We start from the raw sequence: 25,789 nt of genomic DNA, 5'->3' as shown, positions 1-25,789 counted from the left end.
CGACTGGAGCGGAAGGGCGGATCAGCGCGGCGCGTTCGACGGCGCGACGCCGGACTGCGGACGTCGCGCGAACTCCGGTGCGTGCTCGGGGCGCAGGCCGATGCCGCCGAGATAGGCGGTGAGTCCGGCCAGCGCGGGCACGGCGTCGACGACGCGCAGTGGCAGGGGTGCGGTGTGCAGGGTTCCCCGCAGCGCGGGCGCGATGAGCATGTCGTGCTCGCCACGCTGGGACCGCTGGGTGAAGCTGGCTGGCAGCATCCGCCTGCGCTGCACCTTTTCCAGATCGGCGGTCCGCACGGTGCCGTCGAGCAGTGGCTGCGCCAGGATGCGCGCGGCAGCCACGGCGTCCTGCACCGCGAGGTTGACCCCGACCCCGCCGACCGGTGACATCGTGTGCGCGGCATCGCCGATGCACAGCAGGCCGGGCACATACCACCGGTCGAGCATGCCCACCGTGACCTCGAGCAGCTTGACGTCGTCCCAGGTCCGGATCGCCGCCGTGGCCTCGGTGGACCAGCCGAAGAGTTCGGTGACGCGATCGCGGAGCCATCGCACGTCGTGGGTGGCGCGAAGCTCTGCGTCGCAGCCCTTCTCGATGATGTAGCCGGTCTGGTAGTAGTCGCCGCGGTCGATGGCCACCGCGGAATTGCCGCTGGTGAAGCGGGCCTGCACGGCCCCGCCGTCGATGTCGTCACGCGCTTTGGGGACGCGGAAGAACCACATGTCCATCGGTACGTCCTCCATCCGCTGGCGTAGGCCCGCGGCCTCGCGTGCCACGGAATCACGTCCGTCGCAAGCGATCACGAGATCGGCGCGCAAGGCGTGTTCGACGCCGTCGGCATCGAGGTAGCGCACGCCGGCCACCTGGTCCGCCTCGTGGATCAGCCCGATCGCGGTCGAGCGCATGCGCAATGTGAAGGACGGTTCCTCGGCCGCGGCGCCGGCGAGCAGGTCGAGGAAGTCCCATTGCGGCACCATGGCGATGTGTCGGTACCTGCCGGGAATCCGGGTGAGATCGGCGGCGACCACCATGCGGTCACCCGCGTACATGCACATGCGAGTCAGCGCGGAGTGCGGCAACTCGGCGAACTCGGCGCCGAGCCCCAGTTCGTCGATCAGCCGCACCGTCGACGGGTGCACCGTGTCGCCACGGAAATCCCGGAGGAAGTCGGCGTGTTTTTCCAGCACGGTGACTTCGACACCGGCTCTGGCGAGTAGTAGACCGGCCATCGTGCCCGCGGGGCCACCGCCGACGATGCAACACGTGGTCTTGTCCATGAGTGTTCCCCCTCGATGATTCCCGCCAAGTTCTACGACAAAGCGTAGTAGCAAATCCGTTGGCCCGTCCAGGGTTTTCCGGAAGGGGTTGACCGGATGAAACCGAGGCGCAATACTGAACTAGATGGTTCAGTATGACTTCCTTGACGCCTCGTTCGGGGCGCTCGCGGACCCCACACGGCGGGGCATCCTCGAGCAACTCGGGCGTGGGCCCGCGAGTATCAGCGAGTTGGCCGAGCGGTTCGAGATGACCTTGACCGGCATCAAGAAGCACATCGGGCTGCTCGAGGAGGCGGGCATGGTGGTCACCGAGAAGCGTGGACGGGTGCGGTACTGCCGGATCTCCGAGCACGTCTTCGATCGTGAGGTGGCCTGGATGCAGGGTTATCGGCAGATGCTCGAAGCCCGGATGGACCGTCTCGGTGAATTCCTGCAACGAACGGAGCCAGAGCAATGAGCACAACCACCAACTCCACCGCCAACGCCGTCATCACCTCGACCTCGGACCGCGAAGTCCACATCGAACGCGATTTCGACGCGCCGCTGGACCGGGTGTGGGACGCCTACAGCCGCATCGAGCAGCTCTCGCGCTGGTGGGGGCGCGGCCACGTGCTCGACGTCGAGCGCTGGGAGTTCCGCAAGGGCGGGCACTGGCGTTTCGTCGAACACGACGGCGACGCGTCCCACGGGTTCGAAGGCCGCTTCCGTGAGATCACCCCGAAGGAACGCATCGTGCAGTCCTTCGAATGGGACGGGATGCCCGCCCACATCTCCATCGACGACACCACTTTCGTCGACCTCGGCGACGGCCGCACCAGGGTCGTCACCGACAGCGTCTTCCATACGGCCGAGGAATGCGCGGGCATGCTGGCCTCTGGTATGGAGGGCGGTCTCAACGACAGCTACCGCGCCCTCGACGCCCTACTCGCCGACGGTCGCTGATCGCGTACACCCGGTGCGGCGTCGAGGAGCCGCATCGGGTGCAGGCGCGGACTGATCCGGTTCTGCCGATTCGGCTCGTGCGCAGGCTGATTCGGGGCTGCGATCCGACATCGGTGTCGAGTCAGCGGTGATTGCAGCCGGTCGCTCTTTTGCGTGGCTTCAAGCGTAACGGCGGTAGCGGAGGGGCAGGTATGCGCTCGTCGGGGATGTGACCGACGACCGTGGGAAAGCGGCTGGTGTCGCGGGCTTCCCACGCCTCGCGGGCATCGACGATCTCGTCGTGACTGCGGGCGACGAAGTTCCACCACATCACCAGCTCCTCGGCGAAGGGTTCGCCGCCGATCAGCGCGAAATGCGCACCGTCGGTACTGGACAGCCGCAGTTCGTCGCGGTCGGTACCCAGGTACAACAGCGGTCCCGGGGCGAGATCGGTGCCGTCGACGGTCACCGTGCCCGCGATCACCAGCACTGCGTGCTCGAACGCGCGCTCCAGCGGCAGCCGCACCTCGGCGCCGGGATCGAGCAGGATGTCGGCCCCGACGATCGGCGTGTAAGCCTTCGCCGGTGAGGTGACTCCACCCAGCGCGCCGATCAGCAAGGTGGCGCGCAGGCCCGGTGCCGCGTAGATCGGCAGTTCACGATGCTGCTCGAAATGTGGATCGACGCCCGTCGCGGTGCCGGGCAACGCGATCCACAGCTGGAGGCCGTTGGCCGACTCGGCGCCGGGCACACCGAACTCCGAGTGCGCGATGCCGCGACCGGACGTCATCAGGTTCAGCTGACCCGGTTCGATCACTACGTCGGAGCCGACCGAATCGCGATGCCGGATGCGGCCGTCGAGCGGCCAGGTCACCGTCTGCAAGCCGATGTGCGGGTGCGGCAGGATGTCGGGGGAGGCGCCGGCCTCGGTCGCCGACGCCGAACCGAACCGGTCGAGGAAACACCACGCGCCCACGGTCGGCAGATCCCGTTGCGGCAGTGTGCGTTCCACGTACACCCCGCGCACGCCGCCGAGCGGCACCTCCCTGGCCGGGTACGACTCGGTGATCGGACCCGGCCGAGGCGAGGGCTCACACAGCGCCTCGTCCGGGTCGATCTCCAAGTCGCTCATTGCGCGATGCCCTTGCCCACCACATGCGCGTCGTACTCGGGGTGCTTGTCCAGCCAGCCGCGAATGAACGGGCAGTGCGCGGTGACGGTGCGTCCGCGCGCGATCACGTCCTCGACGGCCTGGCGGGCGAGTACCCCGCCGAGCCCTTTGCCCGCGAACGCGTCGTCGATCTCGGTGTGGATGAAGTCGGTGTCGTTGTCGCGCTCGATGTACTCGGTGAAACCGGCGAGTTCATCGTCGAAGAACACGTCGTAGCGGTTCTTCTCGACATTGCGCACGACACGGCGCTGCGGATCGGCGGTGGCATCGGTCATGGTCGCGATCCTATTCGCGACCGGCCGAGGTGAACGACATATCCGCGTACCGGCTGCCCGCCACCTGCCCGGCGATCGGTTCCAGCGTCGCCAGTTCGTCCGGGGACAGACGCACCGACGCCGCGGCGACGTTATCGGCCAGTCTGGTCCGCTTGCGGGTACCGGGGATCGGCACCACCGACAGGTTGTGCACCCCCGCCCTGGCATGCACCCACGCGAGCGCGGCTTGGGCCTGGGTGATGTCGTGCGCCGCGGCGATCGCGGCCAACGGCGCGAGCAATTCGGCGTTGTGCTGGGCATTGTCGCCGGTGAAGCGAGGCTGGAATCGACGGAAGTCCTTGTCGCTCAGATCTTTCGCCGAGGTGAACGCGCCGGTGAGGAAACCGCGACCCAGCGGCGAGTACGGCACGAACGCCACCCCGAGTTCGGCCGCGGCGGGCACCGCGGTGTGCTCCACGTCGCGCGAGAACAGCGACCACTCCGACTGCAGCGCCGCGATCGGGTGCACCGCGTGCGCGGCGCGCAACTCGTCACCGGTCACCTCGGACAGCCCGAGCGCCCGCACCTTGCCCGCCGCGACGAGTTCGGCCATCGTGGCGACGGTCTCCTCGATCGGCACCGCGGGATCACGCCGGTGCATGTAGTACAGGTCGATGGTGTCGACGCCGAGCCTGCGCAGGCTGGCATCGACCGACGCGCGGATGTAGGCGGGGGAGTTGTCGAACCCGCGGAAGGACGGGTCGTCGGCCTTGCGCACGATGCCGAACTTCGTGGCGATCAGCAGGTTCTCGCGGTTGGCCCGGACGAAATCGGCCAGGAATTCCTCGTTGTGGCCCGAGCCGTACACGTCGGCGGTGTCGAACAGGGTGACCCCGAGTTCGAGCGCGTGGTCGAGAGTGGCCCGCGATTCGGCCGCGTCGGTGTCGCCGTAGAACTCGCTGATGCCCATGCAGCCGAGGCCCTGGGTGCCGATCAGCGGTCCGTCGGCGCCGAGAGTGGTGGTCGGCAGTGTCGCGGTGGTGCTCATATGTCGCTTCCTTCGCTCGTGTGCACGGTGATCGTGGCGGGACGCGACACATCGGATCGGCCTTCGTAGACGGCGATCTTGTAGTCGAGAACGGCCACGGTCTGCTGCAGCTCCGCGATCTTGTCGAGCACATCGGATCTGGTCTGCCGGAACATCTCCAGCCGATCGGGGTAGGTCTGTTCACCCGCCCGGACCAGTTCGGCGTAGCGGATCATGTCGGCCACCGGCATGCCGGTGAGCCGCAGCCGCCCGATCAGTGCCAGCCACTCCAGGTCGCGGTCGCTGAACCGGCGGTTGCCGGTGTGATCGCGACCGATGTAGCCCATCAGCCCGATCCGCTCGTACCAGCGCAGCGTGTCGCGGCTCAGGCCCGATCGTTGCGCCACCTGGCCGATCGAATACCTCGGGCGCCCGTGCTCGTCGTCGCCGCTGTCGTCGCGAAGCGCCGCGTCCTGATCCATCGTGCTCGTCCCTTCCCGTGGAACTTCCTAGAAGCTATCCACCTGGAGTGCGCTCCAAGCAAGACTCAATTCTCACGGGTGGGCGAATTCAGCTGTAGTTCGGCAGCTCCTGGATAGCCCATTTGTTGCCGTCGGGGTCGGCGAAGAACGTGAACCGGCCCCAGCCCATGTCCTCGACGGGGGTGGCCGCCACGCCTGCGGCGATCAGCTGTTCATAGGCCTTGTCGGCGCTGGCCACGACCATCTGCATGCCCTCGACGCTGCCCGGCGCGGCACTGGTGAGCCCGCGCCCGATACAGATCGAACAGCCCGATCCCGGCGGAGTGAGCTGCACGAAACGGATCTCCGGGGTCGGGGTGTGGTCGTGATCGGCGTTGAAGCCGATGCTGGTGTAGAAATCCTTGGCCCGGTCGACATCGGTGACCGGAATGGCAACGAGTTCGATTTTCCAATCCATGTGGTCAAGCATCGTTGCGAGGTCGGACAGAAACAAGATGTGGATCACATGTGGGTGCGTGCGAGCCTGTGTACCGGGGTCCGGCGGAAACGTAGTGTGGATCACATGGCTGGTAAGGACATCGACCGCGTCAGGGCCCGCTCGGCTTGGGAAACGGTCAAGGAGAGCCCGGTGATCACCGCTATCGCGGTGGCGCCGGTGGTACTCGTGCTAGGCGTGGTCTGGGCGCTGACGAACGGATTCGTCGCGTTCGTGCTGCTCGTGCTGCTGGGGGTGGGCATCGTCGTCGGCGGCAAGTTACTCAAGTGAGCCCGCGCCGAATGAACTCAGCGCGGGACGTGGAACGTCGTGAGCTCGCCCGTGCCGGGGCCGAGTTGTGCCCACGGCAGGTCGAATTCGAGCACCGCCAGGGCCGAGGTGGGGAATTTACGGCTGAGTTCGGTCGCCTGATCGGATTCACGGTTGCTCGCCAGTTCCCACGCGGTCCACGGGATGCCGGGCACATGGCCGACGATGAGCAGTGTCGAGATCGTGTCGTCGGTGAGCCCGATCAGCTCCATGAGAGCGTGCGGGTTGGCGTCGTAGATGTCGTCGGTGTATTCGACCGGCGCCGTGATGCCGGTGGCGGCCAGCGTCTGTCTGGTGCGCTCAGCCGTCGAGCAGCGCACGGCGTCGATGGGCGGCTGGGCGGCGCGCAGCCAGTCACCGGCCAGGGCCGCTTCGCGTTCGCCACGCGGCGCGAGCGGGCGCGCGTGGTCGTCGACGTTGTCGGGATAGGCCGATTTTCCGTGCCGCATCAGGATCAGGGTCGCCGCCATGAGACCACCGTAATGCCGGGCAGCGGGGAGGTGGCAGTCACACTCGAGGCACACTGAAAGCTGCGTCACCATCGATGGGTTCGTGGTTCACCAGCCACGGGCCCTGATCGGAGGCGTCTCGAGCCACCGACCACACATTTCGAGGATCTGCACCTATGGCCTACGTCATCACGCAGCGTTGTTGCAACGACGCCAGCTGCGTCACCGAATGCCCGGTCGACTGCATCCGCCCGACTCCGGATCAACCGGAGTTCGCCACGGCGGAGATGCTGTACATCGACCCGGACACCTGCATCGACTGCGGTGCCTGCGTCGACGCGTGCCCGGTGGACGCGATCTTCTCCGAGGACGACCTGCTCGCCTCGCTGGACAGGTATCGCGATATCAACGCCGCCTACTTCCAGCGCCACCCGCTCGAGTCGAACTTCGACCCGTTGAGCACCCCGGCCCGCCCGCCCAAGACTCTGGGCACGCTGCGCGTCGCGATCGTCGGCGCGGGCCCTGCGGCCTGCTACGCCGCCGACGAACTACTGCGGCGCAGTGATGTCGAGATCGAGATGTTCGACCGGCTGCCGACCCCCTGGGGGCTGGTGCGCGCGGGCGTGGCCCCCGATCACGCGGGCACCAAGGGCGTCGCCGAGATGTTCGAGTCGGCGTTCCGTCGCGACACGCTGCAGTACTACCTCAATGTCGAGGTCGGCGAGCACATCAGTCACCAGGAGCTCCTCGACCACCACCACGCGGTGATCTACGCCGTCGGTGCCTCGAGCGACCGCTCGCTCGACATCCCCGGCGAAGACCTGCCCGGCAGCCACTCGGCCACCGAGTTCGTGGCCTGGTACAACGGCCACCCCGACTTCGCCGACCGTGAGTTCGACCTGTCCGGCGAGCGCGCGGTGATCGTCGGCAACGGCAATGTCGCCCTCGATGTGGCGCGTGTGCTCACCGGCGACCCCGACGAGCTCGCCAAGACCGATATCGCCGACCACACGCTCGACGCCCTGCGCCGCAGCAACATTCGCGAGGTCGTGATCCTCGGTCGGCGCGGTCCGTTGCAGGCCGCCTACTCCTCACCGGAGTTCCTGGCGCTCACCTATCGCAACGGCGTCGATGTGATCATCGACCCCGCCGATGTCGAACTCGACCCGCACAGCCGCGCGGTGCTCGACGACCCGAACATCGAACCCTCGTTGCGCCTGAAGTACGAACTCGCGCAGGAGTATTCGACGGCGCAGCCGGACCTGTCGAACAAGCGGATCGTCTTCCGCTATCTCGCCACGCCGACCGCCGTGCACGGCACCGACGCGGTCACCGCGATCGAGTTCGCGCACAACGAGTTGACCGAGGAGAACGGGCAATTGGTGGCCACCGCCACCGATCGCACCGAGACCATCGAGACCGGCCTGGTGCTGCGCGCGATCGGCTACCGCGGCGAACCCATCGCCGGCCTGCCCTTCGACGAGCGCCGCGGCACCGTGCCGAGTGAGCACGGCCGCGTCATCGACGCCGCCGAGCCCGTCCCCGGCGTCTACGTCTCCGGCTGGATCAAGCGCGGCCCGCGCGGAGTGATCGGCTCCAACCGGGTCGACGCGGAGGAAACCGTCGAAGCGGTGATCGCCGACTTCATCGCGGGCAAACTCACCACGCCGACCGGCGATCGGGCCGCTCTGCGCGCACTGCTCGCACAGCGCCAGCCCGATCTGGTCGACCGCAAGGGCTGGAAGACCATCGACCAGGCCGAGAAGACCGCGGGCAAGGCGGCAGGCAGGCCACGGGTCAAGTTCACCACCCGCGCCGACCTGCTCAAGGCCGCGAAGGGCTAGACGTAGAGCCGGCACGGGGGCCCGCGGCGCCGGGTTCCCGTGTCGGCTGCCATAGGAACGGCCGAAGGCCGGTTCTCGGCGCGCCTCCGCCGATGGACTGACCGAAGGGTGCGACGAAGGAGTGCCCGTAGGGAGGGAAGAGGTGGAGTCAAGCGCCGAGAACCCGCGGCGCCAGCCGCCATATCACGGCAGGGGCATGATTCTGACGACGGTGGTGGTCACGCCGCCGACCACGAACCACAGTCGCAGCACCATCTGCCCGGTCCGGTCACCCGGTTCGTGGCGGGCGCGCACGGTGATGTGCTCGCGGGCCAGCACCGGCGCCACGTACTCGATCACGGCGCGGTGCGGTCCGGCGACCAGCTTCGGGAAGTCGACGAGGAACTGTTCGACGGCCTGCCAGTAGCAAGCGTTGTTGACGTGGTTGTACTGGTCGATATCGGTCGCCCGCACCGGGAACGGTAGGTCGTTGTCGGACTCGCGAGGCGCCGGATCGGTGAGATAGGGCCGCCAGCGCAGGCGGTGCTCGTCGGTGGATCGGGCCAGGTAGGCGAGGCCGTCGTCGCTGATCCGGGCGGGCAGATTGCTCGATTCGCTGAGGTTGATCCAGAAACCCTCGGTCTCGATCAGCCCGCCGCGCTCGCTGGTGATGCGCGTGCGCATATTCGTCCACCGGGTGGACATCGACGAACACCAGCGCTCGAGATGCACGTGATCGGGCCACACGATCGGGCGGACCACGTCGATGACGGTGCGGCGCACGATCCAGGTGGGATCGGTGAGATGCAGAGCCGTCTGATTCAGCTCGTCCCAGGCGATGTCGGACAGATAGCGCGCCACGGCATCGAGGCGCAGTCGTTGATAAGGATCCACGTCGCCGGCCCGGACGGGCCACGCCGTGGCGAAACCCGTGCCCTCCTCGGGAAGCGGGGCCAGTGGCTGATCGAGTGACACGTGTGCTCCTTGCACGACACACCAGTGCGTCGCGACTTCTTGCGTAGTTCTGTAGACGACTTTACGGGTCGCAGATCACACCCTCACGCCGAGTCGGGACTAGGGGTACCAGGTGTCGGTCACCACGGGGGTAGCGGCGCGGTTGTCCTACATGACAGACCTATCCGCGCCCAGGTAGCCTGCTGTAATGGCCGGCGGAGCAATGGCGGGCTCGATGTTCGGGCGCTATGAAATTCGCAGACTTCTGGGAGTCGGCGGCATGGGGGAGGTCTACGAGGCCTACGACACCTCCAAGAATCGTGTTGTCGCGCTCAAGATGCTCAATCGCGAACTCGCCACCGATCCCACCTTCGTGCAGCGCTTCCGCCGCGAATCGCACGCGATGGCGAGCGTGCAGGAACCGCACGTCATCCCGGTGCACGACTGGGGCGAGGTCGACGGTGTCCTCTACATCGACATGCGCCTGGTCAAGGGCGTCGATCTCAAGGAGCGGCTGCAGCAGTACGGCAGGCTCACGCCCGTCGAGGCGGTGCAGGTGGTCGAGCAGATCGCGTTCGCGCTCGACGCCGCGCACGAGATCGGCCTGGTCCACCGCGATGTGAAACCGGCCAATATCCTGCTCACCGGCAACCTGTTCGCCTACCTGGTCGACTTCGGCATCGCCCACTCCGCCACCGACCCGCAGCTCACGAGCGCGGGCAGCGCGGTCGGCTCGATGGCCTACATGGCGCCGGAGCGGTTCGAGAGTGTGCCGATGGCGCCGTCGGTGGACACCTACGCGCTCACCTGTGTGCTCTACGAATGCCTGGTAGGCCGGGTGCCGTTCCCGGTGAACAGCCTCGCGGGCGCGATCGGCTCGCATCAGATGGCGCCCGCCCCGCGTCCCAGCGCCGCCGATTCCACGCTGGCTACCTTCGACGCGGTCGTCGAGCGGGGCATGGCCAAGCGTCCCGACCAGCGTTACGCCACCCCCGTCGACCTGGCCCGCGCGGCCAGAGCCGCGTTGATCCAAGCCGAACGCTCCACTCCCGCAACGGTATCCGGCCCCCGCATCGAGATCACCGGCCCGCAGACACCGCCGAACCGGTCCGACGAGCTGCCTTCCCCGCCGACAACCCGTGGCTCGGCGGTGGTCCCGGCCGACTCGCAACCCCCACCGACGCGGGACTCCGCGGCCTTCTCGCCCGACGCGCACTCGCCCCCGACTCGGGCTTCCGGGGCGCTGTCGCCCGACTCTCGTTCACCCGCTACTCGGGATTCCGCTGCGCTGTCGCGTGATTCGCAGTCGCCCCCGACGATCCGCGGCTCGGTCGCCTATCCCGGCGAACCGCATGCGACGCGCCGCGTGACCGGTCCACAATCCGCCGGGCCGCAGTCGACGCGCCGCGTGACCGGACCCCAACCCACCGGCGCGTATCGGGCAGCGGGGCACGAGCCCACGGTTCTGCGCGCGTCACCCAGCGTGGGCGGGCCCGGTCAGGGAAGTGGTTATACCCATCCGTCGGCGCCGATACCGATTCCCCCGCAGCGTAATTCGGCGACTCCGCTCCTGGCCGGTGCGCTGGGTTCGCTGATCGTGTTGGCGGCGGTCGGTATCGGGGTGTGGTTCATGATGAACGCCGACGACCGCCGCAACGTGGCCGTCCCGCCGCCGCCCGCGTCCGGTGTCGTCGATCCCACCGTGATCGAGACCGGTAGCCAGACGGGCTACACCACAGCGCCGGCCACGACCACCGTCCCTCCACTGCAATCGAGTGTCTCCGGCGCCGATGGTCGAGGCTTCCTCACCGCGGGCCCTCGGTGCAATGACAACGACGCCGCGATGTCCATCGCCCGCACCACCAGATCGCGCGTCGTCATCTGCCATACCGGCGACCAGCGGTACTACTACAAGGGCGTACGAGCCAGCGACGGAGCCGGGATCGAACTAGACGATCCGGTACCGAACGGTGATGGCGCGTACACCGTGACCAACCCGACCGACGGCACCCAATACCAGCTCAACGCATCCGGTCTGACGATCATCAAGGCCGGTTCGGTGCTCGCCAGCGAGCCGGTGATCGAGTTCGCCCATCGTTGATCCCGTCGCCGGGTTATGTTCGCTGGCGAATGTCATAGAGAGAGGTGTCGAAAAATGCGCGCAGCCCAGGTCGGCAAGTTGGATGGACCGTCGGCGATCGAGATCGTCGATCTGCCCGAGCCGGTGGCCTATCCGGGCGGCGTGCTGATCGACGTGCACGCCGCGGGCATCGCCTTCCCCGATGTGCTGATGACGCGCGGTCTCTACCAGATGAAGCCGGGCCTGCCCTTCGTCGTCGGCGGCGAGGTGGCCGGGGTGGTGCGCGAGGCGCCGGAGGGTTCGTCGCTGCGCCCCGGTGACCGGGTCGCGGCGCTGACCATGCTCGGCAACGGTGTCGCCGAGGTGGCCGTGTCCCCCGAGCATGCCGTGTTCGTGCTGCCCGACAACGTCTCCCTCGAAGCGGGCGCGGGCGTGCTGTTCAACGACCTCACCGTCCATTTCTGCCTGACCAAGCGCGGCAGGCTGGCCGAGGGTGAGACGGTCCTGGTGCACGGCGCGGCAGGCGGCATCGGCACCTCCACGCTGCGCATGGCCAAGGCGCTCGGCGCGGGTCGGGTGATCGCCGTGGTCAGCACCGACGAGAAGGCCCAAGTGGCCAAGGCCAATGGCGCCACCGATGTGGTGCTCACCGACGGCTGGCTCGCCGCGGTGAAGGACCTGACCGAAGGTCGCGGCGTCGATATCGTTCTCGACCCGGTCGGTGGCGACCGCTTCACCGACAGCGTTCGTTCTCTGGCGGGCGGCGGCCGACTGCTGGTCGTCGGCTTCACGGCGGGCGAGATCCCGACGGTGAAGGTGAACCGCCTGCTGCTCAAGAACGTCGAGGTCATCGGCGCGGCCTGGGGCGAATGGGTGATGTCGCACCCCACCTACCTCGCCGAACAGTGGGCCGAGATCGCGCCGCTGCTGGCCTCCGGTGCGATCTCCGCTCCCGATCCGGTGCTCTACCCGCTCGACAAGACCGCCGAAGCCGTTGCGGCACTGGACAACCGGACCGCCACCGGCAAGGTGGTCGTGCAGCTGCGCTGACCAGGCGCATCCGTGCGGTCGCGGTCTGGCTGTCACAGGTCGGCGGTAATGTCGGCGGATCGTAGCGGGCCGACGGAGGAACTCGAATGCAGTTGTCGAATCGAACGCTCAACCGGACCCTGCTGGCCCGGCAGCATCTGCTGGAGCGCTCAACGCTGACCGTCGCCCAGATGTGTGACCATCTGATCGGTTTGCAGGCTCAAGACGTCCCGCCACCGTTCGTCGGATTATGGAGTCGGATAGCCGATTTCGATCCGGCGACGGTATCGGCAGGGCTAGAGGACCGCTCTCTGGTGCGAATCACCTTGATGCGCGGCACGATCACCTGGTCACTCCGCCCGACGCCTTGCGTATCGCGCCCCACATCCAGCCGGAACTGGAAAAGGCTCCATTCCGCAAGGGCTTCAATTTCGGCGCGATGGTCGGTCTGGATCCGGAGGAGGTGCGGGCTAACGGGGAAGCGGTTCTCGGCGACAAGCCGATGTCGGCGGCGGACATGCGTGCGGAGGCCGCGCGCCTGTACCCAGACCGTGACGCCGGTGCCGTCCTGCAAGCCTGGCTGTACCAACTCCCCGTCCTGCAAACACCCCCGCGCGGCCGCTGGCGCGACAACAGCCGCCCGGTCTGGTCACGAGTCGAGCCCTGGCTGAACACACCGCTCGACTCGACCTACCCGGTATCGGAACTGGTCCTGCGCTACCTGCGCGCCTTCGGCCCGGCCAGCACGATGGACATGCAGGCCTGGTCACGCCTACCGGCCATGAAGAAGGCCGTCACCGAACTCGGCGACCGGGTTCGCACCTACACCGACGACCGCGGCCGCACCCTCTACGACGCCGCCGAACTCGAACTCGCAGACCCTGACCTGCCCGCTCCCGTCCGCCTGCTCGGCTGGTACGACAACGCGTTGCTCTCGCACAAGGACCGCTCCCGCATCATCGGCGACGGCTCCGCCACGTCGTTCCGCACCTTTGCCACCATCGTCTCCTCGATCCTGATCGACGGTTTCCTAGCCGGGGTCTACAAGATCTTCGTCAAGTCCGGCACCGCACATCTGCGGATCAGTCCGAACCGCGCCTGGACGAAAACCGAAGCGGCGCAAGTAGAACAAGAAGCCGCAGTGCTACTGGCCTTCCTCGAACCCGAATCCGAGCCAGCGGTGGAGATCCTGGCTCCCGGCGCGGACCTCCGCCTGTGACATCGCTTTAACGTCGAGGCAACAACCGGTTCCTAGGGTCGTCCCCACGACGTTCATGGCTGCAACGGACGACGTGCGGCGCTGAATCCGGCGCGCTAACCAGCCGCATCCCGAAAGAGGTGCGCGCATGGAATCTGTCGCGTCCGTCGTCATTACCGATGTCACCGTCTACACCGAGCAGGGCTGGACGCCCGGCGAAGTCGTGGTCCACGGCGGTGTTGTCATCGCTCTCCGCGCCGGGCCCGAGCACGCGGACCTGCCCCGTTTCGACGGCGGTGGCGGCTACCTGCTCCCCGGCTTCGTCAACACGCACACTCACCTGCAGCAGGCGGTTCTGCGGGGAGTCGGCGAGGGCCTGCCGCTGCTGGAATGGCTGCGCTGCGTCGGCGAACACACCGTGGCCGCCACCCCGGAACAGACCTACCTCTCGGCGCTGGCGGGTGGTCTGGAACTGCTGCGCAGCGGCGTCACCACGGTCGTCGAACACATGTGGCCCAGCCCGTCCGACGAGGTCCATCAGGCGATGGTCCGCGCGCTGCGGGAACTCGGCATCCGCGTGGTCCTCGGGCGCGGCATCGCCGACCGCGCCGACATCACCCGTAAATGGGGCCTCGACCCGCGCCTGATGCAACCACTCGGCGAGGCCCTGGCCCACGTCGACGAACTCGACAAGCAACTGGTCGGCACGCGCATCACCACCGCTCTCGCCGTGCCCAACCCGCGCTGCCTCACCCCCGACGGCATGGCGGCCACGCGCGAGTACGCGCAGGCCGCCGGCAAAACGGTGTCGATACATGTTCTCGAGACCACCACCGACGACGATATGTGCCGATTGCATGCAGGCGTCGCGGCCGTCGACTACCTCGACGCGAGCGGTTTCCTCTGGGACCGCACCCTCGCCGTGCACTGCGTCAACCTCGACGACCACGGCCGCAAGGTCTTCGCCGAGCGCGGTGTCGCCGTGTCCTACAACCCGGTCTCGAACATGCGGCTCGGCAGCGGCGTCGCCCCCGTTCCGCAGATGCTGGCCGCGGGCATCGATGTCACCCTCGGGGTCGACGGCGCCGCGAGCAACGACACCCAGGACATGTTGCTGGCCCTGCGTATCGGCGCGTATCTGCAGCGTGCGGCCCACAAGAAGGCCGACCTGCTCGGTTTCGACCAGATGGTGCGGATGGCGACCGGCGCCGCGGGCCGTGTACTCGGCCGCCCGTCGCACACCGGCATCGCGATCGGCGACCGCGCCGACCTCACGCTCGTGCGCTTCGACCGCGACTTCGCCTGCCTGCCGGTTCTCGACCCCGGCGCCACCCTGCTCACCGCCGCGTCGCCTCGCGTGATCGACACCGTGTGGGTCGACGGCGAGGCCGTGATCCGCGACGGCGCCAGCACCCGCGTCGATCATCGGGATCTCGCGCGTCGTCTGATCCACATGCGATGACTGTTAATGAGTCCGAAACGAACAACACATTGCATGTAATCCAGTTCGTTCAAACTGAATCCACCCACAAGTTGCACGCAACACCGATATACCGCAGGAGAAGGTGATCACGGTGACGCTCTACGACACGGTGAACGACGCCGACGCGAGGACGCTGCTGTCCGGCCTGGAGGTTTCCTTCGCCGACGTGAGCAAACGCTTCGGCGGCGAAGAGGGCACGCTCGCCCTGACCGACATCGACCTCGACATCCGCGAAGGCGAATTCGTGGCGGTGGTCGGCCCGTCCGGCTGCGGCAAGTCCACGCTGCTGCGCCTGGCCGCCGGTCTCGAGCCGGTGAGCTCGGGAGCCGTTGCGGTGCGCACGAATTCGATCGGCTTCATCTTCCAGGAAGCCACGCTGCTGCCGTGGCGGAAGGTGCGCCGCAATGTCGAACTCTCGGCCGAACTGGCCGGTGTCGACCGCAAGACGCGCCGCGAACGGGTCGAGCGGGCGATCGAAGCCGTCGGCCTCGCGGACTTCGCGAACAAGCTGCCCAGCCAGCTCTCCGGTGGCATGCGCATGCGCGTCTCGCTGGCCAGGGCGCTGACGCTGGAACCGCGCCTGATGCTGCTGGACGAACCGTTCGGCGCGCTCGACGAGATGACCAGGCTGAACATGCAGGAAGAGCTGCTGCGCCTCTACCGCGACAACGCCTTCACCGCCCTGTTCATCACCCACTCGGTCTCCGAGGCCGTGTTCCTCGCTTCGCGCGTGGTGGTGATGTCGGCCAGACCGGGCCGCATCCATGAGGTGATCGACGTCGACCTGCCCTACCCGCGGGACCGCGAACTGCGCTTCGAACCCGCCTTCACCGAACTCGTTTCGCGCATCTCGCGCTCGTTGAAAGAGGCTGCCTGATGGTGAGTATCGCGGCCCGTGTCCCTGCCACGGCGAAGGTGCAACTGCCGACTACACAACTGCGCAGATTCGGCAGTGCCCTGGTGGCGCCGATCGTGTCGATCACCTTGGCGCTGGCCGCCTGGTACGCGGTGTCGATGCTGATCCTCAGCGAGGGCCGCCGCTTCCTGCTGCCCGCGCCGCATGTGGTGTTCAGTGAATCGCTCGCCGATCCGAAGAAGCTCGAGGTGATGCTCGAGGCGCTGGCCGTGACCGCCAGGGTCGCGATCACCGGCCTGCTGATCTCGGCGGTGCTCGGGGTGGCGATCGCGGTGCTGATGAGCCAGGCCAGGCCGATCGAGAACGTCGTCTATCCGTACGCGGTGGTCTTGCAGGCGATTCCGGTGCTCGCCGTGGTCCCGCTGATCGGCTTGTGGCTCGGCTACGGCTTCGCCGCCCGCACCACCGTGTGCGTGCTCATCGCGATCCACCCGATCATCGCGATGACCCTGTTCGGCATCAAATCCGTCGACGGCAATCTCCAGGAATTGTTCACCCTCGGCCGAGCGGGCCGCCTGCGCCGCCTCTGGTCGCTGCAACTGCCCGCCGCTCTGCCCTCGACGCTGACCGGGTTACGCACCGCCGCAGGTCTTTCGGTCACCGGCGCGATCATCGGCGACATGTTCTTCGCCCAGGGCAAACCCGGCATCGGCACCCTGCTCGATACCTACCGCGCCCGCCTGCAATCCGAGGACCTGATCGGTGCGCTGCTGCTGGCCGCCCTGTTCGGCGTGCTCGTGTTCACCGTGTTCACGGTCATCCAGAAGGTCAGCGTCGGCCGCTGGCACAACTCCGCCCAATAGCTTGTAAGGACAACCATGAAGACACTTCCGCTGCGCCGCATAGGTTTCGCCGCGCTGGCCGTGCTGCTGGCCGGTACCGCGTCCGCCTGTTCCGACGACACCACCGACGCACCCGCCGTCGCGCTCGAACCCGCGCCGGCCGAACAGCAACTCGCCGGTGCCTGCCCCGCCACCGTGGTCGTTCAACTCCAGTGGGCACCCGAGACCGACTCCGGCCCGATCTTCGGTCTGCTCGGCCCCGGCTACACCGTCGACGCCGACAACAACAAGATCACCGGCCCGCTGGTCGCCGACGGCAAGGACACCGGCGTGAAGCTGGAGATCCGCGCGGGCGGTCCGGCCATCGGCTTCCAGACCGTGCCGTCGCAGATGTATGTCGACCAGAGCATCACCCTCGGCCTCGCCCACTCCGAGCACGCCATCGCCGCCGCCGGTCAGCAGCCGATCGTCGCCGTCACCACCCTGCTGCGCAACAGCCCGCAGATGCTGATGTGGGACCCGAAGACCAATCCCGACTGGCAGGGCATCGCCGATATCGGCAGGTCCGGCAAGCCGGTCGTGGTGTCCAAGGGGCAGCTCTACCCGGACTGGCTCGTCGCCCGCGGACTGGTGAACAAGGATCAGATCGACGCCTCCTACGACAATTCGCCCTCGCGCTTCGTCACCGATCCGTCCTTCGCCCAGCAGGGCTTCGCCAACGCCGAACCCTTCACCTACGAGCACGAAGTGCGGGCCTGGAACAAGCCGGTGGGCTACCAGCTGCTCAAGGACGTCGGCTACGAAGGTTATGCCCGCACCGTGAACGTGCGCGCCGACAAGCTCGCCGAGCTGCGCCCGTGCCTGCGGAAGCTGGTGCCGATGATCCAGCAGGCCACCGCGTCGTTCAAAGCTGATCCCGGTCACGTCAACGATGTCGTCGTCGACGTGGTCGAACAGAACCCCAAGCTCAGCCCCTACAGCGCCGAACTGGCCGAATTCGGTTCCAAGGCCCTCATCGACGGCGGCCTGATCGGCAACGACACCGACGGCGTGCTCGGCAGTTTCGACGAGGCCCGCGTGCAGCGCATCATCGACGAATTCGGACCCATCCTGCGAGCCGGCGGCGCGAACGTGCCCACCGGCCTGACCGCGAAGGACCTGGTCACCAAGGAATTCCTCGACCCCGCCATTTCCGTCACCGGCTAAGGAGACACCCCATGACCGCCAGCTACGACCTGTCCGAAGTCTCGCGCGAGAAGCAGATGGGCGGCCTCGGCAAGGAGACCGCCGATCGCGAGATCCGCGTCATCGACCTCGCCGACTTCGAGAACCGTCGCGCCGAGATCACCGAGGAACTGTGGGCCGCCGCCACCGAGATCGGCTTCTTCCAGCTCTCCGGCCACGGCATTCCGCAGGACCTGATCGACGAAATGTTCGGCGCCACAGCCGATTTCTTCGCCCTTCCCGAAGAGGTCAAGGGTCAGTACCCCTTGGTCAAGAAGAACAACGCGGGCTGGGAGAGCTTGAGCCAGGTGCGCCCGTCCATCGGCGTGCCCGATCAGAAGGAGTCCTACCAGATCACCCGGCCGCATATGGACCAGCTGTGGCCCAGTGAGACCGAACTGGCCGGATTCCGTTCCCGGGTGCTCGATTTCGAGCGCCGGGCCTGGGAAGTGGCGATGCGGGTGCTGTCGTGCTTCGCCGACCGCCTCGGCCTCGAACGCGAACACTTCACCGCCGCACACGATCCCAGCTCCGAGAGCTACCAGAGCGCCCTGCGGTTGCTGCACTACTTCGCCGTCCCCGAGGAACTGCGCGGTGTCCCCGGGCGCTGGCGGGCCGGTGCCCATACCGACTTCGACTGCCTCACACTGCTTTTCCAGCGTGACGGTCAGGGTGGGCTCCAGGTGTGCCCCGGCAAGGAGATGGCGGAACAGGAGTGGACCTCCATCACCCCCTCGTCGAGCCTGATCACCTGCAATATCGGCGACATGCTCACCCGCTGGAGCGACGACCTGCTGCCGTCGAACTTCCACCGCGTGCGCAGCCCCGGCGAGGGCGAGTACCAGGGCGAGCGCTACAGCATCGCCTACTTCGCCCAGGCCGACCGCGACGCCGTCATCCAGGGGCCCGCGGGCAAGTACCCGCCCGTCACCGCGGCGGACTTCTTGACTCAGCGGGTGCAGGCGAACTACCGGCCCCAGGGATAATTGCCGCAATCAACGGAAAGGGCACTGCGATGACCGAAGCCTCGCTGCTCGGCCAGTCTGTCCATCGGCAGATCCGGCAGATGGTCCTCTCCGGCGCGCTGACCCCGGGCCAATCGCTCAGCGTGCCGGCGCTGGCGACCGAACTCGGGGTCAGCCGCAGCCCTGTTCGCGAAGCGGTGCAGCAGCTGATCTACGAGGGTCTCGCCGTGAGCGCACCGCACGCGGGCGCGAAGGTGGCCGCCGTCGACGACGACCGCATCCGCGACGTGCTCGCGGTCCGCGCCGCCCTCGACGGCCTCGCCGCCGCCGCGGCCGCTACCCGACTCACCGAGGCCGACCTCGACAAGCTCACCGGCATCATCAGTGCCCAGCAAGCGCACCTCGACGATCCGACCGACCCCGCGCGCGACGCCCAGCTCGACCTGGAATTCCACACCTTCATCCGCGACGCCTCCGGCAATGGGTGCGTCGTCGACGAACTGGCCCGCCTGGAAGCCCAGGCCCACCTCTACCGCGGCGACCTGTGGTGCTCGGCCCGCAACCGCCGCGTCGCCCTGCGCGAACACCGCCGCATCGTCGAAGCCCTCGAGTCCGGTCACCCCGAGTCCGCCCGCGCCGCCGCGGAGGCGCACGTACAGGGGCTACTGACCCGCCTCGCCAGGCAATAACAGCTTCTGTCAGGAATCCTCAGCGTTGATCCCGGTACGCGGGCGCCTTCGCGGTGCCCGCCGGGGTCAGCGTGTGCAGCAGCGGCATCGTGCGGTGCGCGACCACCGTCGACAACACGACCACGCTGTGCGACCGCACCACCGAACCCGTCCGGTCGATGCTCAACAACACCGCTTGCAATCCCGCGTGTGAATCGGCCCCGATCCGGCACAACACATCGCCGGAGCCCGTCGTCGCGTACGCCTCGATCACCCCCGGAATCGCGGTGAGCTCCGAACTCACCTGGTCGAGCGCCCCCTGCGCGATCTCCAAGGTCACGAACGCCTGCACATCGAAACCCGCTGCGGTGACATCGATCTGCGGATCGTAGGACGCGATCACACCGGATTCCTCCATCCGGTTGATCCGCGCCTGCACCGTCGCCCGCGCGACCTTCGTCCGCCTCGACAGCTCGAGAATTCCGGCCCGCTGGAATTCGTGCATCGCGGTGAGGATCGCCAGATCGAGCTCATCCAATTTCGCGGGCGTGCGCATGCGAAGACCTCCCTGTCCGGTAGCTATTCAAATTGTCCACCATTTGCGCGCATTCGGTGGCTTCTCGAGCCAGCCTGTTCAGGGAAATATGGAGTAGTTGCCCACCTGCGGCGTGACGCGATTTCCTAAGGTCATGACCATTGAGCAGCAGCTCGTCGGGCTGATCGAGCACGACGACAGTGTCGATCCGTTTCCGGTGATCGGGTGGGACGCCCTCGTCTGGGTTGTCGGCAACGCGACCCAGAGCGCCCACTTCCTGCAGTCCGCGTTCGGCATGCGACTGGAGGCGTACTCGGGCCCCGAGACCGGCAATCGCGACCACAAGTCGTTCGTGCTGCGCAGTGGGGGAGCGCGGTTCGTGATCACCGGCGCGGTCGACCCCGACAGCCCCCTCATCGCCCACCACGACCGCCACGGCGACGGCATCGTCGACATCGCCCTCGAGGTCCCCGATGTGGATCGCTGCATCGCCAGGGCCCGCGAACGCGGCGCGACGATCCTCACCGAACCCCACGACGAGACCGACGAATTCGGCACCGTCCGCTCCGGCGCGCTGGCCACCTACGGCGACACCCGACACACTCTCGTCGATCGCTCCGGCTACGTCGGTCCCTATCTCCCCGGCTATATCGCCCGCACCTCCACCCGCGCGCCGGGCAAGCGCGTATTCCAGGCGATCGACCACGTAGTGGGCAATGTCGAGCTGGGCATGATGGACCGCTGGGTCGACTTCTACCGCGGCGTCATGGGATTCACGAACATGGCCGAATTCGTCGGCGACGACATCGCCACCGAGTACTCCGCGCTGATGAGCAAGGTCGTCGCCAACGGCAACCACCGCGTGAAGTTCCCCCTCAACGAACCGGCCCTTGGCCGCAAGCGTTCTCAGATCGACGAGTACCTCGAGTTCTATCGCGGCCCCGGCGTACAACACATCGCGCTGGCCACCGGCGACATCCTCGACACCGTCGATGCCCTACGCGCCGAGGGCGTCGAGTTCCTCGCCACCCCCGACGCCTATTACGAGGACCCGGAATTGCGCGCCCGCATCGGGGCCGTGCGCGTACCGGTCGACGAACTCCAGCGCCGAGGCATCCTGGTCGACCGCGACGAGGACGGCTACCTCCTGCAGATCTTCACCCGTCCCCTCACCGATCGCCCCACCGTCTTCTTCGAACTCATCGAGCGACACGGCTCACTCGGTTTCGGAAAGGGCAATTTCAAGGCCCTTTTTCAGGCCATCGAACGAGAGCAGGAGGCTCGCGGCAACCTGTGACCGGGTCCGCGGACCTACTACAGTTCATGCCATGCGGATCCCCTCGGCGATCATCACCGGCATGACCTTGGTCGTCATGCTGACGTCGTGCGGATCGGGGGGCGACTCCGATACGCCGGCAGGGCCCAACCGACCACCACCGAAGGTCGCCTCACTCGGCCCCTTCGTGGGCGAATGCGGCCATGTCACCGACGACGAAGTGCGCACACTCGCGGGCCTCGGCCAGATCGCTCGGGTCTACAAGAACGCGACCGGCTGCAACTGGCAATCTGCCGGATTATCCTCGCCCAGCGTCACTTTCGCCTCGTACCGGGGCAGTCCGATCGAACGTGAGAAGGCGTGGGTGTCCAACGTGGGCCGTGCGCCCGAGTCCATCGAGGTCGGCGGCCATCCCGGCTTCCAGGCGCTCGCGCCGGAGGGCACCGTCTGTGACTTCGCCGTGCAACTCGACGACGACTTCTTCGAGTGGTCGATATCCACCGGCCTGTTCGCCACCGGCGGCAACCCGTGCGACCGCACCAGGAAACTGGCCGAGCTGACCGTGGGACGGCTGCGGTGAGCGCCGGCAAGGTCGCCGCCGCGGCGCTGATGCTCACCCTCGCGTTGGCAGGCTGCGGCCAGAAGATCGAGGGCAGTGCCCAGCCGCTGGGAAAGGGTGGCGGCGGTGAGTCGATCAACACCGACTTCGACAAGCTGCTGCGCGAGTGCGAGGTGGTGGCCGCGGACAAGATCGGCGAGATCATCGGCAACGCCAAGTACGTGAGCGCCTCCTTCAGCGGCGCCGTCTGCATGTGGGACATCGAGGACGCACCCGGTGGGGGAGCCATGGCCAGCCTCAACTGGTACGAGATGGGTACGCTGAACAACGAGAAGGCCACCAACGACAAGTTGGGCTACCTCTCCGGCGACATCACCGTGCAGGGCCGCAGGGCGCTGCAGGTGCGTCGACCGGGCGACAACGACTCCTGCGGCGTCACCGCACCGGCCGCCGATGTCGGCGTCGTCGGCTGGTGGATCAACTACCGGCCCGGCTCGGCTCACCCCGATCCGTGCGCGGGCGCCCAGAAATTGGTCGAGCTCACCTTGGATCTCGCCCGGTAGAAGGCTTGACGCGGCCCCCCGCTTTGACCCCCCATCAGGCACGCGGGTATCGTAGATCCCTGTGCCCGGATTGCTACGGGCAAGTTCGTGTGTGAACGTAGGCCAGCGAAAGCGGCCGATACGTTCCAGCGTGCCTTGAAAAGGGCACTGAGCGCCACGGCGACACGCCCGACCACGGGTTAACGGAAACGTGGTCTGACGTGCGAGTGAAAGCTCGATGAACTGCAAGACACTGCACACCAAGCGAATTACCAATAAGGAAAGCCGGTCTATGCCAACCATCAACCAGCTGGTCCGCAAGGGTCGCCGCGACAAGGTCACCAAGACCAAGACTGCGGCCCTGAAGGGGAGCCCGCAGCGTCGTGGCGTGTGCACTCGCGTGTACACCACCACCCCCAAGAAGCCGAACTCCGCGCTCCGTAAGGTCGCGCGTGTTCGCCTGACCAGCGCGATCGAGGTCACGGCGTACATCCCCGGTGAAGGCCACAACCTGCAGGAGCACTCGATGGTGCTCGTCCGCGGCGGTCGTGTGAAGGACCTTCCCGGTGTCCGTTACAAGATCATCCGTGGCTCGCTCGACACCCAGGGCGTGAAGAACCGCAAGCAGGCGCGCAGCCGCTACGGCGCCAAGAAGGAGAAGAGCTGATATGCCACGCAAGGGCCCCGCACCCAAGCGTCCGCTGATCAACGACCCGGTCTACGGGTCCCCGCTGGTCACTCAGCTGGTCAACAAGATCCTCATGGACGGCAAGAAGTCCACCGCCGAGCGCATCGTCTACGGCGCACTCGAGCAGGCGCGTGAGAAGACCGGCACCGATCCGGTCGTCACCCTCAAGCGCGCACTGGACAACGTCAAGCCCGCCCTCGAGGTGAAGCCCCGTCGTGTCGGTGGCGCCACCTACCAGGTGCCGGTCGAGGTCCGTCCGGGCCGCGCCAACACCCTCGCGCTGCGCTGGCTGGTCAGCTACTCCCGCGCCCGTCGCGAGAAGACCATGGTCGAGCGTCTCGCCAACGAGCTCCTCGATGCCAGCAACGGCCTCGGTGCCGCCGTGAAGCGTCGCGAGGACACCCACAAGATGGCCGAGTCGAACCGGGCCTTCGCGCACTACCGCTGGTGATTGCCCGGCCCGTCACTTAAAAGGGAGAATTTCGTGGCACAGGACGTGCTCACCGACCTGAACAAGGTCCGCAACATCGGCATCATGGCCCACATCGATGCGGGCAAGACCACCACGACCGAACGCATCCTGTTCTACACCGGCATCACGTACAAGATCGGTGAAGTTCACGATGGCGCGGCCACGATGGACTGGATGGAGCAGGAGCAGGAGCGTGGTATCACCATCACCTCCGCGGCTACCACTTGCTTCTGGAAAGACAACCAGATCAACATCATCGACACCCCCGGGCACGTCGACTTCACCGTCGAGGTGGAGCGTTCGCTCCGCGTGCTCGATGGTGCGGTCGCGGTGTTCGACGGCAAAGAGGGTGTCGAGCCCCAGTCCGAGCAGGTGTGGCGTCAGGCCGACAAGTACGACGTGCCGCGTATCTGCTTCGTGAACAAGATGGACAAGCTCGGTGCGGATTTCTACTTCACCGTGCAGACCATCAAGGACCGTCTCGGCGCTCGCCCGCTCGTGATCCAGCTGCCGATCGGCGCTGAGAACGACTTCGAGGGCATCGTCGACCTGGTCGAGAACAATGCCAAGGTCTGGAAGGGCGAGACCAAGCTCGGCGAAGAGTACGAAGTCGTCGAGATCCCGGCCGACCTCAAGGAGAAGGCCGAGCAGTACCGTCAGGAACTGCTCGAGACCGTCGCCGAGTCCGACGAGGCACTGCTCGAGAAGTTCTTCGGTGGCGAGGATCTCACCATCGAGGAGATCAAGGGCGCCATCCGCAAGATGACGGTCAACTCCGAGCTGTACCCGGTGCTGTGTGGTTCCGCGTTCAAGAACAAGGGCGTTCAGCCCATGCTCGACGCGGTCATCGATTACCTTCCTTCCCCGCTGGACGTCGAGGCCACCACCGGCCACGTGCCCAACAAAGAAGAAGAGCTGATCACCCGCAAGCCCAACGTCGATGAGCCGTTCGCGGCCCTGGCGTTCAAGATCGCGGTGCACCCGTTCTTCGGTGAGCTCACCTACGTGCGCGTGTACTCGGGTCAGGTTGCCTCCGGCGCCCAGGTCGTGAACTCGACCAAGGGCAAGAAGGAGCGTCTGGGCAAGCTGTTCCAGATGCACTCCAACAAGGAGATGCCGGTCGCCACGGCGTCGGCAGGCCACATCTACGCGGTCATCGGCCTGAAGGACACCACCACCGGTGACACCCTGTCCGACGCGCAGAACCAGGTCGTCCTCGAGTCGATGACCTTCCCGGATCCGGTCATCGAGGTCTCGATCGAGCCCAAGACCAAGTCCGACCAGGAGAAGCTCGGCACCGCGATCCAGAAGCTGGCTCGCGAAGACCCGACGTTCTCGGTCAAGCTCGACCAGGAGACCGGCCAGACCGTCATCGGCGGCATGGGCGAGCTCCACCTCGACATCCTCGTCGACCGTATGCGTCGCGAGTTCAAGGTCGAGGCCAACGTCGGCAAGCCGCAGGTGGCCTACCGCGAGACCATCACCAAGAAGGTCGAAAAGCACGAGTTCACCCACAAGAAGCAGACGGGTGGCTCCGGCCAGTTCGCGAAGGTCATCATCGCCCTCGAGCCGTTCGTCGGCGAAGACGGCGCGACCTACGAGTTCGAGAACAAGGTCTCCGGCGGTCGCGTGCCCCGTGAGTACATCCCGTCGGTCGACGCGGGCGCCCAGGATGCCATGCAGTACGGCGTGCTCGCCGGCTACCCGCTGGTGAACCTGAAGGTCAGCCTGCTCGACGGCGCGTACCACGACGTCGACTCCTCGGAAATGGCGTTCAAGATCGCGGGTTCGCAGGCCCTCAAGGAAGCGGCCCGTAAGGCCGGTCCGGTGATCCTCGAGCCGCTCATGGCGGTCGAGGTCATCACGCCCGAGGAATACATGGGCGACGTGATCGGCGACCTCAACTCCCGCCGTGGCCAGATTCAGGCCATGGAGGAACGCAGTGGTGCCCGTGTCGTCAAGGCGCTGGTTCCGCTCTCGGAGATGTTCGGTTACATCGGTGACCTGCGGTCCAAGACCCAGGGTCGCGCGAACTACTCCATGGTGTTCGCCCAGTACGCAGAGGTTCCGGCCAATGTGTCCAAGGAGATCATCGCCAAGGCGACCGGCGAATAAAACCCTCTTGCGGTCCAGTGGCACACTGGACCGCAAGTGCCGGGCGTCAAGTAATACCCCCGATCCCCGCCTCCAGCGGGGATGACACACGCA

The 25,789-nt window shown here is 66.8% G+C and carries 27 protein-coding genes and 1 pseudogene; 19 read left to right on the top strand and 9 right to left on the bottom strand.

What is annotated here, in order from left to right; genetic code table 11:
* Positions 1–21 precede the first annotated feature (21 nt).
* On the bottom strand, positions 22–1,278 hold the full coding sequence (locus tag ASD42_RS12450; protein ID WP_056814288.1) for an FAD-dependent oxidoreductase: 1,257 nt from the start codon (positions 1,276–1,278) through the stop codon (positions 22–24).
* Between the two features lie 124 nt (positions 1,279–1,402).
* On the opposite strand from ASD42_RS12450, the gene ASD42_RS12445 reads away from it, so the two are divergent.
* Positions 1,403–1,735, top strand: coding sequence for an ArsR/SmtB family transcription factor (locus tag ASD42_RS12445; protein ID WP_056814285.1), 333 nt, complete (start codon positions 1,403–1,405; stop codon positions 1,733–1,735).
* Complete coding sequence (locus ASD42_RS12440) at positions 1,732–2,220, top strand: SRPBCC family protein (RefSeq protein ID WP_056814283.1); 489 nt, start codon at positions 1,732–1,734, stop codon at positions 2,218–2,220. Before ASD42_RS12445 ends, ASD42_RS12440 begins: the two co-directional genes overlap by 4 nt.
* A gap of 121 nt (positions 2,221–2,341) precedes the next feature.
* Here ASD42_RS12440 and ASD42_RS12435 read toward each other — a convergent pair whose 3' ends face one another.
* The 5 genes from ASD42_RS12435 to ASD42_RS12415 all read right to left on the bottom strand — a co-directional run bounded on the left by ASD42_RS12435 (position 2,342) and on the right by ASD42_RS12415 (position 5,590).
* The gene (locus ASD42_RS12435) at positions 2,342–3,331 is read right to left on the bottom strand and encodes a pirin family protein (RefSeq protein ID WP_056814280.1); all 990 of its coding nucleotides are present in this window, start codon (positions 3,329–3,331) and stop codon (positions 2,342–2,344) included.
* A complete protein-coding gene (locus ASD42_RS12430) occupies positions 3,328–3,645 on the bottom strand; it encodes a GNAT family N-acetyltransferase (protein ID WP_056814277.1) in 318 nt (105 codons plus the stop codon). Before ASD42_RS12430 ends, ASD42_RS12435 begins: the two co-directional genes overlap by 4 nt.
* Before the next feature lie 10 nt (positions 3,646–3,655).
* Entirely contained in the window at positions 3,656–4,672 is a 1,017-nt protein-coding gene (locus ASD42_RS12425) for an aldo/keto reductase (protein WP_056814274.1), read from the bottom strand.
* The gene (locus ASD42_RS12420) at positions 4,669–5,133 is read right to left on the bottom strand and encodes a MerR family transcriptional regulator (protein ID WP_056814271.1); all 465 of its coding nucleotides are present in this window, start codon (positions 5,131–5,133) and stop codon (positions 4,669–4,671) included. The genes ASD42_RS12425 and ASD42_RS12420 overlap by 4 nt, the downstream gene beginning before the upstream one ends.
* An 88-nt stretch (positions 5,134–5,221) precedes the next feature.
* Positions 5,222–5,590 (bottom strand): VOC family protein, encoded by a 369-nt coding sequence (locus ASD42_RS12415; RefSeq protein ID WP_056814268.1) that lies wholly within the window; start codon positions 5,588–5,590, stop codon positions 5,222–5,224.
* A 105-nt stretch (positions 5,591–5,695) separates the two neighbouring features.
* Between ASD42_RS12415 and ASD42_RS12410 the strand changes: the two genes are divergently transcribed.
* Entirely contained in the window at positions 5,696–5,899 is a 204-nt protein-coding gene (locus ASD42_RS12410; RefSeq protein ID WP_056816178.1) for a hypothetical protein, read from the top strand.
* 17 nt (positions 5,900–5,916) lie between these two features.
* Here ASD42_RS12410 and ASD42_RS12405 read toward each other — a convergent pair whose 3' ends face one another.
* Positions 5,917–6,408, bottom strand: coding sequence for a SixA phosphatase family protein (locus ASD42_RS12405; RefSeq protein WP_056814265.1), 492 nt, complete (start codon positions 6,406–6,408; stop codon positions 5,917–5,919).
* Between the two features lie 155 nt (positions 6,409–6,563).
* On the opposite strand from ASD42_RS12405, the gene ASD42_RS12400 reads away from it, so the two are divergent.
* Positions 6,564–8,231: an FAD-dependent oxidoreductase gene (locus tag ASD42_RS12400; RefSeq protein WP_056814263.1), complete on the top strand. Its 1,668-nt coding sequence runs from the start codon at positions 6,564–6,566 to the stop codon at positions 8,229–8,231.
* A 183-nt stretch (positions 8,232–8,414) separates the two neighbouring features.
* On the opposite strand, the gene ASD42_RS12395 is transcribed toward ASD42_RS12400, so the two are convergent.
* Positions 8,415–9,185, bottom strand: coding sequence for an acyl-[acyl-carrier-protein] thioesterase (locus tag ASD42_RS12395; RefSeq protein ID WP_056814260.1), 771 nt, complete (start codon positions 9,183–9,185; stop codon positions 8,415–8,417).
* 187 nt (positions 9,186–9,372) lie between these two features.
* On the opposite strand from ASD42_RS12395, the gene ASD42_RS12390 reads away from it, so the two are divergent.
* The 9 genes and pseudogenes from ASD42_RS12390 (at position 9,373) to ASD42_RS12350 (ending at position 19,530) form a co-directional block, all read left to right on the top strand.
* Positions 9,373–11,265, top strand: a complete 1,893-nt coding sequence (locus tag ASD42_RS12390; protein WP_084465429.1) for a serine/threonine protein kinase — start codon at positions 9,373–9,375, stop codon at positions 11,263–11,265.
* A gap of 54 nt (positions 11,266–11,319) precedes the next feature.
* Positions 11,320–12,294, top strand: a complete 975-nt coding sequence (locus ASD42_RS12385) for an NADPH:quinone oxidoreductase family protein (protein WP_056814252.1) — start codon at positions 11,320–11,322, stop codon at positions 12,292–12,294.
* Positions 12,295–12,380: 86 nt separating this feature from the next.
* Positions 12,381–13,492: pseudogene (locus tag ASD42_RS12380) on the top strand (winged helix DNA-binding domain-containing protein).
* A 127-nt stretch (positions 13,493–13,619) separates the two neighbouring features.
* Positions 13,620–14,933, top strand: a complete 1,314-nt coding sequence (locus ASD42_RS12375; RefSeq protein ID WP_056814249.1) for an amidohydrolase family protein — start codon at positions 13,620–13,622, stop codon at positions 14,931–14,933.
* A 112-nt stretch (positions 14,934–15,045) separates the two neighbouring features.
* Entirely contained in the window at positions 15,046–15,831 is a 786-nt protein-coding gene (locus ASD42_RS12370; RefSeq protein WP_056816175.1) for an ABC transporter ATP-binding protein, read from the top strand.
* Positions 15,831–16,673: an ABC transporter permease gene (locus ASD42_RS12365; RefSeq protein ID WP_056814245.1), complete on the top strand. Its 843-nt coding sequence runs from the start codon at positions 15,831–15,833 to the stop codon at positions 16,671–16,673. The genes ASD42_RS12370 and ASD42_RS12365 overlap by 1 nt, the downstream gene beginning before the upstream one ends.
* Before the next feature lie 15 nt (positions 16,674–16,688).
* Positions 16,689–17,858 (top strand): hypothetical protein, encoded by a 1,170-nt coding sequence (locus ASD42_RS12360; RefSeq protein WP_056814242.1) that lies wholly within the window; start codon positions 16,689–16,691, stop codon positions 17,856–17,858.
* 11 nt (positions 17,859–17,869) lie between these two features.
* Positions 17,870–18,862 carry an isopenicillin N synthase family dioxygenase gene (locus ASD42_RS12355; protein WP_056814239.1) on the top strand — a complete coding sequence of 331 codons (993 nt, stop codon included), beginning with the start codon at positions 17,870–17,872 and terminating at the stop codon, positions 18,860–18,862.
* 29 nt (positions 18,863–18,891) lie between these two features.
* Positions 18,892–19,530 (top strand): GntR family transcriptional regulator, encoded by a 639-nt coding sequence (locus ASD42_RS12350; RefSeq protein ID WP_056814235.1) that lies wholly within the window; start codon positions 18,892–18,894, stop codon positions 19,528–19,530.
* A gap of 19 nt (positions 19,531–19,549) precedes the next feature.
* Here the strand turns inward: ASD42_RS12350 and ASD42_RS12345 are convergent, their stop codons facing one another.
* Positions 19,550–20,065, bottom strand: coding sequence for an Lrp/AsnC family transcriptional regulator (locus ASD42_RS12345; RefSeq protein ID WP_056814232.1), 516 nt, complete (start codon positions 20,063–20,065; stop codon positions 19,550–19,552).
* Between the two features lie 133 nt (positions 20,066–20,198).
* On the opposite strand from ASD42_RS12345, the gene hppD reads away from it, so the two are divergent.
* From hppD to fusA, 6 genes are all read left to right on the top strand, one after another.
* The gene (gene hppD, locus ASD42_RS12340; RefSeq protein ID WP_056814229.1) at positions 20,199–21,341 is read left to right on the top strand and encodes a 4-hydroxyphenylpyruvate dioxygenase; all 1,143 of its coding nucleotides are present in this window, start codon (positions 20,199–20,201) and stop codon (positions 21,339–21,341) included.
* 31 nt (positions 21,342–21,372) lie between these two features.
* Positions 21,373–21,900 (top strand): DUF3558 domain-containing protein, encoded by a 528-nt coding sequence (locus tag ASD42_RS12335; protein ID WP_056814226.1) that lies wholly within the window; start codon positions 21,373–21,375, stop codon positions 21,898–21,900.
* A complete protein-coding gene (locus tag ASD42_RS12330; protein WP_056814223.1) occupies positions 21,897–22,442 on the top strand; it encodes a DUF3558 domain-containing protein in 546 nt (181 codons plus the stop codon). Before ASD42_RS12335 ends, ASD42_RS12330 begins: the two co-directional genes overlap by 4 nt.
* A gap of 271 nt (positions 22,443–22,713) precedes the next feature.
* On the top strand, positions 22,714–23,088 hold the full coding sequence (gene rpsL, locus ASD42_RS12325; RefSeq protein ID WP_056814220.1) for a 30S ribosomal protein S12: 375 nt from the start codon (positions 22,714–22,716) through the stop codon (positions 23,086–23,088).
* 1 nt (position 23,089) lies between these two features.
* The gene (gene rpsG, locus ASD42_RS12320; RefSeq protein ID WP_056814216.1) at positions 23,090–23,560 is read left to right on the top strand and encodes a 30S ribosomal protein S7; all 471 of its coding nucleotides are present in this window, start codon (positions 23,090–23,092) and stop codon (positions 23,558–23,560) included.
* Between the two features lie 33 nt (positions 23,561–23,593).
* A complete protein-coding gene (fusA, locus tag ASD42_RS12315) occupies positions 23,594–25,696 on the top strand; it encodes an elongation factor G (protein WP_056814212.1) in 2,103 nt (700 codons plus the stop codon).
* Positions 25,697–25,789 lie beyond the last annotated feature (93 nt).

The sequence above is a fragment of the Nocardia sp. Root136 genome (genome assembly GCF_001427185.1).
GTDB classification, from domain to species: Bacteria; Actinomycetota; Actinomycetes; order Mycobacteriales; family Mycobacteriaceae; genus Nocardia; species Nocardia salmonicida.
This window is presented reverse-complemented; position numbering and strand designations above follow the sequence as displayed.